This window comes from Anaerolineales bacterium, from assembly GCA_022866145.1.
In the GTDB taxonomy this organism is placed as follows: domain Bacteria; phylum Chloroflexota; class Anaerolineae; order Anaerolineales; family E44-bin32; genus PFL42.
In genome coordinates, this window is the sequence record JALHUE010000386.1 from 1 (window position 1) to 10,176 (window position 10,176).

The 10,176-nt window shown below is 64.3% G+C and carries 10 protein-coding genes; 7 read left to right on the forward strand and 3 right to left on the reverse strand.

The window, feature by feature from the left end:
• The 7 genes from MUO23_11675 to MUO23_11705 form a co-directional block, all read left to right on the forward strand.
• On the forward strand, positions 1–462 hold a 462-nt coding region (locus MUO23_11675), incomplete at its 5' end, for a creatininase family protein (protein ID MCJ7513615.1).
• A gap of 271 nt (positions 463–733) precedes the next feature.
• On the forward strand, positions 734–2,446 hold the full coding sequence (locus tag MUO23_11680) for an ABC transporter substrate-binding protein (GenBank protein MCJ7513616.1): 1,713 nt from the start codon (positions 734–736) through the stop codon (positions 2,444–2,446).
• Between the two features lie 60 nt (positions 2,447–2,506).
• Positions 2,507–3,508, forward strand: coding sequence for an ABC transporter permease (locus MUO23_11685; protein ID MCJ7513617.1), 1,002 nt, complete (start codon positions 2,507–2,509; stop codon positions 3,506–3,508).
• Between the two features lie 184 nt (positions 3,509–3,692).
• Positions 3,693–4,652: an ABC transporter permease gene (locus MUO23_11690; protein MCJ7513618.1), complete on the forward strand. Its 960-nt coding sequence runs from the start codon at positions 3,693–3,695 to the stop codon at positions 4,650–4,652.
• Positions 4,639–5,622, forward strand: a complete 984-nt coding sequence (locus MUO23_11695; protein ID MCJ7513619.1) for an ABC transporter ATP-binding protein — start codon at positions 4,639–4,641, stop codon at positions 5,620–5,622. The genes MUO23_11690 and MUO23_11695 overlap by 14 nt, the downstream gene beginning before the upstream one ends.
• Positions 5,619–6,755 (forward strand): ABC transporter ATP-binding protein, encoded by a 1,137-nt coding sequence (locus MUO23_11700; GenBank protein MCJ7513620.1) that lies wholly within the window; start codon positions 5,619–5,621, stop codon positions 6,753–6,755. The genes MUO23_11695 and MUO23_11700 overlap by 4 nt, the downstream gene beginning before the upstream one ends.
• Positions 6,756–6,948: 193 nt before the next feature.
• The gene (locus MUO23_11705; protein MCJ7513621.1) at positions 6,949–7,716 is read left to right on the forward strand and encodes a DUF6498-containing protein; all 768 of its coding nucleotides are present in this window, start codon (positions 6,949–6,951) and stop codon (positions 7,714–7,716) included.
• 123 nt (positions 7,717–7,839) lie between these two features.
• Here MUO23_11705 and MUO23_11710 read toward each other — a convergent pair whose 3' ends face one another.
• From MUO23_11710 to MUO23_11720, 3 genes are all read right to left on the reverse strand, one after another.
• The gene (locus tag MUO23_11710; protein MCJ7513622.1) at positions 7,840–9,159 is read right to left on the reverse strand and encodes an MFS transporter; all 1,320 of its coding nucleotides are present in this window, start codon (positions 9,157–9,159) and stop codon (positions 7,840–7,842) included.
• A gap of 223 nt (positions 9,160–9,382) precedes the next feature.
• The gene (locus tag MUO23_11715; protein ID MCJ7513623.1) at positions 9,383–9,568 is read right to left on the reverse strand and encodes a hypothetical protein; all 186 of its coding nucleotides are present in this window, start codon (positions 9,566–9,568) and stop codon (positions 9,383–9,385) included.
• A gap of 4 nt (positions 9,569–9,572) precedes the next feature.
• Positions 9,573–9,833 carry a hypothetical protein gene (locus tag MUO23_11720; GenBank protein ID MCJ7513624.1) on the reverse strand — a complete coding sequence of 87 codons (261 nt, stop codon included), beginning with the start codon at positions 9,831–9,833 and terminating at the stop codon, positions 9,573–9,575.
• Positions 9,834–10,176 lie beyond the last annotated feature (343 nt).

Consider the following 10,176-nt stretch of genomic DNA (forward strand, 5'->3'; position numbering starts at 1 on the left):
CGCTGGCCTGCCGTCTTCACGGCCACGGAATTCCTGCACACCACGGGCCCGGCCCTCGACCAGTATCGCCAGAGCGGGCGCGGCGGGATGGGGCACGGGTGTGAGCTAGAGACAAGCTACATGCTTAACCTGCGTCCCGACCTAGTCGACATGAGCCGGGCGACGACCGAGACCGACTTTATCGCCACCCCCAACTACTACATGGACTGGATCGAGGGCGGGCGACTGATCGCCAACCCGCCCTGGTCGGACGATACTCGCAGCGGCATCTACGGCGATGCCAGCCTGGCCACGGCTGAGAAGGGGCGCCTGTGGCTGCAGGCAGCCATCGCCGAGAAGCTGGAGAGCATTGGCGAGGTCAGGCAACAGCATGAGCGGCGCCTCGCCCGTCGTCGCGCACGCGCGCCGAGACGCAATCCCCTTGACCAGCAGTTGACAACGGCAGGCGATGATGCTACATAGGGACTCGCCCTAGACTCCTGGGACCCAGCACGATCAGACAGGCGCCCCCCGGCGCCAGGAGACCTCTTCGATGTCCCCGCTGAACGGCCGGACAGCCTTGCCGCAGGGTCATGGCCGACTGCCTGCCTCCTGAGGAAGGCCGATCCCTGCGCCCAGTCGCGTCGGGGCGCCTGGGAGAATCGGCCGTCCACAGGCCGCGGTGCCGATGGCTACCTGCAGCGCATCGCCCCGCCTGCCCCGTTCCACTTTCGACAGCGAAAGGAGAACTGCAATGAGAGCCAGACAATGGGTACAGCATTTCCCGGTCATGCTTGTCATCGCCCTCTCAGTTTCTGCGTGTGGGGGCCGAGCCGTGCCGACCTCCGCCCCAGCCGGCACCGGCGAAGAGGAGGCCCCTGTCGTCTTGCGCGTCGGCCTGCCCGGTTTCCCGGATTCTCAGAATCCCGGCAACGCCTGGTTGACCGAGGCGACCGACCTGGTCGAACTGGTCTACAGCTCGCTGGTGAAGATGGATTTCGCCGGCAACTACTATCCCGACCTGGCCCAGAGCTGGTCTGTCTCCGACGATGGTCTGGCCTGGACCTTCGTGCTTGAGCCGGAGGCCGTGTGGTCGGACGGCACACCGGTCACGGCCGAGGATGTCGCCTTCACCCTGCTGGCGTACAAGGAATGGGCCGATTTCGGCTACATGAGCGGCTACACCAAGCACATGGCCGATGTCCAGGCAACCGACGAGCACACCGTAGCGATCACGCTGGATACGCCGGTGCCCAACTTCGAAAGCCAGGTGATGTACACCTACATCCTGCCCAAGCACATCTGGGAGCCCTTCGCTGGCGACCTGGATGCGGCAGTCGCGTTTGAGAACGCCGAGATGGTGGGATCCGGTCCCTTCCGCCTGAAGGAATTCCAGCAGGGCGAGCACTACCGCCTGAGCGCCAACCCCGACTACTACAACGGCCGCCCTGCTATCGATGAGGTCATCTTCCAGGCCTACGCCAACGAGGACGCCCTCGTCCAGGCGTTGCGCGCCGGCGAACTAGATATGATCACCGAGATCCCTCCCACCGTGGTGGGCTCCCTTCGAGGGGACCCCGACATCACCGTGGGTACCGGAACCAGCCGTGGGTTGCGGGACTACATCTTCAATTTGAGCTCACCCGAGATCTGCCCCGTCGACGACGGAGGCGTGTGCTCGGGGCATCCTGCCCTGCGCGATCAAGTGGTCCGCCAGGCCATGGCCCATGCCGTCGATAAGCAGCAGATCGTGGACGTTGCCGAGCTTGGCCTGGCGACGCCGGGGCTGGGGCTCGTGCCGGCGGCGCTGGGGAAGTTTTACGCCAGTGACCTGCAGGACTACGCCTTCGACATCCCGCTGGCCAACAAGATGCTCGACGAGGCCGGCTACCTCGATAGCGATGGGGATGGTATCCGCGAGTGCCCGGCCGGCATGGATTGCGGCGGCCGCCAGCTTGACATCGTGATGCAGATTCCGTCGGACATCACCAGCGGCCCGCGCGAGGCTGAACTGCTCAGCACGTGGTGGGGAGATATCGGGATCAGGATGACGCCGCAGATCCTCGAGCCGGACACCGTAACCGCCAACTGCTGCCCGACCTTCGATTTCGACATGCTCATGTGGGGCTGGACCAGCGACCCCGACCCGACGTTCATCATGAGCATTCTGAACTCGGAGGAGATACCGACGGGCATGTCGGAAACGGCCTACACCAACCCCGAGTACGACCGCCTGTTCGCCGCCCAGGCCGTGGAAATGGATGAGCCCACTCGCCTGTCGATGGTGCACGAGATGCAGCGCTTGATGCTGGAAGACCTGCCCTACATCATCCCCTACTACCAGGCCGAGGTGCAGGCATTCCGCAACGATCGCTTCACTGGATGGCCGCTCCCCGCCGAGGGCAGCAATCAGATCCTCTACCTGCAAGACCCGCTCTCTCTGCGGGTCGTCGAGCCCGTCAACTAGCACGGCTCCAGGCGATGGTGCAGGGGCGGCCTCAGGCCGCCCCTGCTGGTACGAGGCGCGATGCAACGCCGCGACTATCTGCTCAAGAAGCTAGGCTGGTCCCTCCTGACGATCGGCTTCGTGCTGGTCCTCAACTTCTTCCTGTTCCGCATTCTCCCAGGGGATCCAACGTCCTCGATCGCCAAGGACCCTCGGCTCACGCCGGAAACCCGGGCGGCGCTGGCAGAGCGCTTCGGGCTGGACAAGGCGATCTTCCTCGACTTGGGGGGAGGCAATCCATTCGACTCGCAGTTCTTCGCCTACATCGGACGCCTGGCCCAGGGAGACTTGGGGACCTCGTTCAACTTCAACCGGCCGGTGGCGGTGCTGTTGGGCGAGCGGCTGTTCAACACCGTACTGCTGGTCCTGAGCGGCCAGATCCTGGCGATCGTCCTTGGCGTCGGCCTCGGCTTGCTGGCGGCGTGGAAGAACAAGACGGCCTTCGACGCCGGCGCCATCACCTTCTCGCTGGCGGCGTGGTCCCTCCCGACCTTCTGGCTGGGCATCCTGCTGCTGATCATCGGCAGCGCCGTCTTCGGACTTCCGACCGCTGGCAAGCAGACGGTTGGAGTCGACTACGCCTCCTGGTGGGAGCAGGCCGTGGACGTCGCCAGGCACTTGATCCTGCCCACGCTGACCTTCACGATTGTCCTGCTCGGTGAGTACATGCTGATCATGCGCAGTTCCGTGTTGGAGATCCTCTCCGAGGACTACATCCTGACGGCCAAGGCCAAAGGCATGAGCCACACGCAGATCCTGCGCCACCACGCTATGCAGAACGCCATGCTGCCCATCGTGACCCTGATCGCCCTCAACTTGGGATTCACCGTGGCGGGCGCCATCCAGGTGGAGACCGTGTTCTCTTGGCCCGGCATCGGGAGCATGATCTACGATGCGGTTCGCCGGCAGGATTATCCGGTGCTCCAGGGCGCGTTTCTGCTGATCGCGGTCAGCGTGGTTCTCGCCAACCTGGCGGCGGACCTGGTGTATGGCTACCTGGACCCACGGGTGAAGGCACCATGACGGTGGCCCGCGCAGCCAGCAGACATCCGAATCCCGCCAGGGCCAGTTGCGCCCACCGGAAGGTCGTCGCAGAAGGCCCTGGCCAGGTTGCCCAGAAGCCCAGCAGGATGCCTCTGCGTGAACGACGGTCACCCACTTCGAGCCGGGCGCAGAGGCTTTCCCGCGCCGCGACGGAGCGAACAGGGTGAAGCATCATCTGCGACGCTGGGGCCAGAGCCTGATAGCCGGCTGGGAGCTGCTGGCTCAGAACCGGATGGGCCTGGTTGGGGTGGCGCTGCTTGCGGCTGTGATCGGCATGGCCGTCTTTGCTCCGTGGATCGCGCCCTACGACCCCAACGAGACCACCCGGGTCTCGATCGAGGACATCTACGCCGAGCCCAGTCCCGAGCACATCATGGGAACCGACGACGGAGGCAAAGATGTCTTCAGCTCCTTCGTCTACGGCTCCAGGGTCTCGCTGGTGGTGGGCTTCACGGCGGCGGCGATTTCGATGATCATCGGCGGAACGATCGGGCTGACCGCCGGCTTTCTTGGAGGCCGCATCGGCAACTTCCTGATGCGACTGACCGACATCTTCCTGGTGATCCCCGACCTGCCGCTGATGATTGTGATCGTGGCGATCCTCGGCCCGAGCCTGTGGAACATCATCCTGGTCATCGGGTTCTTGGGGTGGACGGGAACAGCGCGCATCGTGCGCGCCCAATCCCTGAGCGTGAAGGAACGCCAGTTCGTCACGCGGGCGCGCGCCATCGGCGCCGGCAACTTCTACATCCTGCGGCGACACATCTTCCCGCTGGTCCTGCCGCTGATGGTGACCAACACCGTCCTGGTCATCTCTCTCTCGATCCTCGATGAGTCGACCCTGAGCTTCCTGGGGCTGGGCGATCCAACGACGCTCAGCTGGGGAGGGATGATCAACTACGCCTTCACGCGGGGGGCGATCAGCGCCGGGGCCTGGTGGGCGATTGTGGCGCCTGGGTTAGGCATCGTATGGGTGGTCCTGGCCTGCACCCTGGTGGGCAACGCTCTGGAGGAGGTCTTCAATCCGCGATTGAAGACCCATCATCTGCAGGGAGAAGGCAAGATGATCCCGCGGCGTGGGCTGGCCGAACCCCTGGTGACGGATGATCATGCTGTCTCCTGAACCCCCGCTGCTCGAAGTTCGGCGGCTCTCGACCAACTTCGAAACCGATGAGGGAACGTTCAAGGCCGTCGAGAACCTCAGCTTCGAGCTGCGCACCGGGGAGTCGTTGGGATTGGTCGGCGAGAGCGGCTGTGGCAAGACCACAGCCATGCTCAGCCTGCTGCGCCTTCTCCCGGCGGCGGGGAGGATCGTTTCCGGTGAGATCCGTCTCGCTGGCCAGGACCTGCTGGACCTGGACGAAGCCCAGATGCGTCAGGTCCGCTGGCGCCAGATTTCGATGGTGTTCCAGGGCGCAATGAATGCCTTCAATCCTGTGCGGACAATCGGCCACCAGATTGGCGAATGCTTGGTGCTGCACGGGATGGCGCCGAACCTGGATGCGGCACGCCCGCGGGTGATCGAGCTGCTGGAAATGGTGGGCATCCCGGGCGGCCGGGAGACCCTCTTTCCCCATCAATGTTCCGGCGGTATGCGCCAGCGGGCGATGATCGCCATGGCTCTCGCCTGCGGCCCGCAAATGGTCATCGCCGACGAGCCCACCACCGCCCTGGATGTGATGATCCAGGCCCAGATCCTCGAGCTGCTGGAGGGACTGCAATCGGACCTCGGGCTGTCCATCATCTTCGTCACCCACGATCTGAGCATCGTCGCCGAAGTCTGCCATCGCGTGCTGGTGATGTATGGCGGGGTCCTGGCGGAGTATTGTGACGTCGATGCGATCTTCAACAGCCCGCGGCATCCGTACACCCGGAGACTGCTGGCGGCGTTTCCCGACCTCAGTCGACCGGAAGGACGACTGGTTTCGATCCCGGGCTATCCGCCTCGGCTCAATGACTTGCCCCCCGGGTGCCGGTTTGGGGCGCGCTGCCCGTCGGCCTTCGAGCGTTGCTTCGTCGAACAGCCCTCGCCGCGCTTGCTGGAAGTGGGGCATTGGATCTCCTGCCACCTTGACCAGGGCGAGGTCGCATGACGCCGGCTGATCCCGGGCAATCAGCCTCGAGGCTCCAGCCCGACCTCATCCTGGAGGTCGAGAACCTGACCAAGGTCTTCCCGGTATCACGCGGGATCTTGGGTGCCCTCCGGCGCCAGCCCCAGCAGTGGGTGCATGCCGTTGACGGTATATCGTTCCAGCTGGGACGCGGCGAGATCCTGGCGATGGTGGGGGAGAGCGGCTGCGGCAAGACGACGACAGCCCTCACCCTGATGGGCTTGGAGAAGTCCGATGGCGGCACGATTCGCTTCAACGGACAGGATGTCACCCATCTCGGGGAGCGGCGGAGACGCGCGATAACCCCCTCGATGGCCGTGGTCGACGGCCAGGAGCACCGACGGGAGCCTTCGGTGTCGCCGGACTTGACCGTCAAGCGAATGCGGCGCCAGATGCAGATGGTGTTCCAGGATCCCTACGAATCGCTCAATCCTCGGACGACCGTCCTCGAGACCGTGGCCGAGCCGCTGCAGGTGCACGGACTGGCCGGTACGCGCGCCGAGATGATGAAGGCCGTCTGTCACTCGCTGACGGATGCCGGCCTCAATCCCCCGGAAGCGTTTCTCGACCGTCGACCCCACGAGCTGTCCGGTGGGCAGCGGCAGCGCGTGGTGATCGCCAGCGCTCTCGTGCTCAAGCCCAGTCTGCTCATCGCCGATGAGCCGGTGAGCATGCTGGATGTATCGATCCGGGCCGAGATCCTCAACCTGCTCGACTTGCTACGCAAAGAACGCGGCATCTCGATCTTGTGCATCACGCATGACCTAGGGACGGCGGCCTACTTCACCGACCGGATTGCCGTGATGTACTTAGGGCGGATCGTCGAGCTCGGTCCGACGCGGCAAGTGCTGGCCGCGCCGATGCATCCCTATACCCAGGCGTTGCTGTCGGTGATCCCGGTGCCCAATCCCAGGCTGCGCCGTCAGCGCACGATCCTGCATGGCGAGACCCCCAATCCGGTCTCCCTGCCCTCCGGCTGCCGCTTCCATCCCCGCTGCCCTGAGGCATCGGCCGAATGTCGGGAGGCGGAACCAACTTTGGCGCTCGTCGACGCGAGCTGCTCCGTGGCTTGCTGGCACGCCCTCGAGGCCACCTCGCTCCACCAAGTCCCCTGACGCAGTTGTGCCTGAGCCGGCAAACCCCTGTCCTGGGGAAGGTCCGGCACTTGAACCGATGGCGAGGGGACGACCCAGCGCACGCACCTGGGGATCAAGCGTCGGGCAATCGCTGGCCATCCTTGATCTGAACGCATCGTGCGCCTGAGCCCGGTGCGAGGTGGCCTTGCCGGACGCCGGAGTCCATAGGACAATGCCGCTGAATCCAATGGCGCACCGGGAGGGTCGTCTGGCGGGCTGGAGGTCGCTCTACGAGCACTGGGGGGAGGCGCTGGCGTTCGGGATCTCCGCCGTCGCCGCGCTCGTGCTGAACTGGCAAGCTCCGGACCTCGCCTGGGGACTTTGGATCTCAAGCCTGCTGACGGGATGGATGGTTGTCGCTGCCGCTGCCTTGCGCATGGTGCTGCACGCCTCGGGTGCGGTTGCCTTGCCTGAGGGAGAGAACCCCTTCGGAACGGGTAGGTTCCAGGGACTGCTGCAGGGAGCACACGGTGGCGCGCCCTCAGGCTGGACCGCCCTGCTGTTGGGGCTGGGGGCCATTGCCTTGGGGTTGTTCACGCTCTTTCATTTCACGTTCTTTCACGGGGTCCAGGGAGCGGTGATGTCGGTCTTCTTGCCGATCGAGCCAGAAGAGCTATTCGGCCCAGACGGTTTCATCAACGCCGAGGCCGGGGACATCTTGCGATACCTTACCCAGGCCTACTTCCCGGTCATCCTGGCGACGCTGATCGCCCGATGGAAGATCATCCTGCGCGGCAATCCCGTCGACAATATGAGCTCGGTCTATGGGACCGTTGCCCGGCTGCATATCTTCATCATTCTGAGCGCTTTTCTATCGGTCCTTATAGTGTTTGGAGCCGGGGTGTACCAACAGGTACTGGTGCTCACCTTCCTCTTCCTGGTCTACTTCCCTTCCGGAAGGAGGGGTCGCCTGTCTTCCCCTTCCCAGTCACTTGACTGAAGCGATCAGCCCCAGGTCAAAGCGGTGAGGGGGTGTGTGGCGCCCTGAGGGGTTGACGGACCACCGCCCGGTTCCACCGAGCAGACAACCAGGCCGGGACATCGGTCTGCCCCACCCCGTGCCTTACGGCATGCGCCGAAGCGCCGGCCAGCGCAGCCAGAGGAACGCAGCAAACACCAACACGAGGGCGGCGGAGAGGGCTACTGCAATGGGTTCGCCCAGATAGGTGGCCGCGATGCCGATCAGGAGCGAGCCCACGGGAATGACTCCGAAGAAGACCAGCGTGTAGACCCCCATCACCCGACCACGCAATGCATCGGGCACCTCGGCCTGCACCAGGGCGTTGACAGTGTTGACGATCATCATGAATCCCCAGCCCACGCCTGCCAGGGTCACGAGGGAGATCGGCAGGGACCTGGCGGCGGAGAAGGCCAATAACAGCGCCCCCATGGCGAAGCCGCCGATTGTCAGGAGCTTCCCCTTCAGTCGATAGCGCCCGAGCGAGGCAATCATCAGGCCGGCGACGACGGCTCCGACTCCGCGGGCTGAGAGCAGCAAGCCGTTGGTGGCGGCGGTCCCGCCTAGGACTTCAACCGACCAGGCGGGCATCAGGGTCACAGTCCCGATCCCGATCAGGCTGAAACCACCCACGATAGCGATCAGTCGGCGGACGCTCACCGTGCGGGCGACGTAGCCGAGCCCCTGGCGCATGCCGCTCATCGCCGACTCCTGATTGGGCGAAGGTGGTTTTCGAGGCAGCTTCATGAGGAGAAGTGCCGCAATCACGGCCAGGAAGGTCGCGCCGTTGATCATGAAACACCACGCTGCTCCGGCAAGGGCATACACGATGCCGCTTACCGCGGGGCCAACGACGGTTGCGGCGTTGAACATCGTGGCGTTCAAGGCAATGGCGTTCGTCAGATCCTCGCGCCCGACCATCTCGATGGTGAACGATTGTCGGGCAGGGGCGTCAAAGGCGTTGGCCGTCCCAAGCAGGAACGCCATGACAATGATGTGCCACGGCTGAACTGCGCCGGAGAATGTCAGAGCCCCGAGGGTGAAGGCCAGCACCATCATCGCCGTCTGCGTGAGGATCATCAGGTTCCGGCGCGACACCCGGTCGGCGATCACGCCGGCGTAGAGCGTGAACAGCCAGACGGGCACACCCGCTGCGAAACCGACATAACCGAGGTAGGCGGGGGAGCGGGTAAGCTCGTAGACCAAGAACCCCTGAGCCGTCGTTTGCATCCAGGTTCCGAAGAGCGAGACCAACTGACCCCCGAACCACAAGCGGTAGTTCGGGTGCCGCAAGGAGATGAACGTCAGCGAGAAGCTGCGGCGGATGCGCTGCGGGGTCGAACTCGAATCCTGGGGCAGGGCTTGGCGTTCCGCGGCCTCCGCCACCACGCTTGGGACTGGATCAGGGAGTTGGTCCGAGCTCATGCGAATCCCCAGTGGAACCTTCCTGGGCGGCGACGACCACCCCTCGCCGGTGGCGCCGTCCGCGGTGGGCGATGCGATCCGGGCCCGATTCGGGATGGCGTCCAGCCGGTCGCCGGCTGACCGCGAGGCGCCGTTCCGAAGAACGGCCAGGGGTGCGGGCGACGCCCACACCCCTGGGAATTCTACGACACCCATCAGTTCCAGCAAGTCCCAGGCAAATCCACTAGCCGTAGCTGGCCGCCGAGAGCGTGTTCAGCTGCGTGACATGGTTCTCAACAAAGCAGTCCCCGATGCGCGTCTTCGGAAGGGAGGCCTTCTTCCCGGCGTGGGCCAGCTTGTCCATCAGGCTGTCTTCGTCGCGCCGGCCGAACGGGATCATCTCGGCGCTGATGATGGCTACGTCGAGCACCCCCTCACCTCGTCTTCACGCCGGAGATCTTCTCATTGGTCGTTGATTCGTCGGCCACCAGGATCTCACGCTCAGCGATCTCCAACGGGTCTTTCGGCACTGGTCGGGTGCCGGCGACCAATCGAGCCTTCGAGCCAAAGTATAGATCGCGCGTCAGCATGCAGGACCATGACCCACTCAGTTCATGCTGGACGTGAACAGTCTTGATCAGACCGTATTTGATCATCCAGCACCAGAAGCCGATCGGGCTTTCGGCGACGATCAAGACCTCTCTCTTCCCCAGCTATTCGATTTGGTGCTCCCTCATCGAAGCGAAGAGGTGCGAGCCGGCGCGCAGGGCGCGGTCGATAGCCAGGGTGTGCAGGCTGATGCCGGTGTCCTGGTTCATCATCCGCCCGGTGACGATTCCGACCAGGTAGCCGTTGATCTGTCCGACCAGGCAGTACTCATTGCGAACCCGGTAACGCTACATGCCAAGCAGTTCGGCGTAGAGCCGAGCACCGACGAGATCGTAGTAGTCGCGCTCGATGCGCAGCGTCGGCCGGATGGCCTCTAGCAGGCTGGGGACCTCTTCCCGCCGCTCTTGGCGCATGACCATCTTCTTGCCG

What these genes read in the sequence shown, in the direction of transcription:
- MUO23_11710 (MCJ7513622.1), bottom strand. Translation starts at nt 9,159, where the DNA reads ATGAGCTCGGACCAACTCCCTGATCCAGTCCCAAGCGTGGTGGCGGAG.
- MUO23_11685 (MCJ7513617.1), top strand. Translation starts at nt 2,507, where the DNA reads ATGCAACGCCGCGACTATCTGCTCAAGAAGCTAGGCTGGTCCCTCCTG.
- MUO23_11705 (MCJ7513621.1), top strand. Translation starts at nt 6,949, where the DNA reads ATGCCGCTGAATCCAATGGCGCACCGGGAGGGTCGTCTGGCGGGCTGG.
- MUO23_11680 (MCJ7513616.1), top strand. Translation starts at nt 734, where the DNA reads ATGAGAGCCAGACAATGGGTACAGCATTTCCCGGTCATGCTTGTCATC.
- MUO23_11700 (MCJ7513620.1), top strand. Translation starts at nt 5,619, where the DNA reads ATGACGCCGGCTGATCCCGGGCAATCAGCCTCGAGGCTCCAGCCCGAC.
- MUO23_11695 (MCJ7513619.1), top strand. Translation starts at nt 4,639, where the DNA reads ATGCTGTCTCCTGAACCCCCGCTGCTCGAAGTTCGGCGGCTCTCGACC.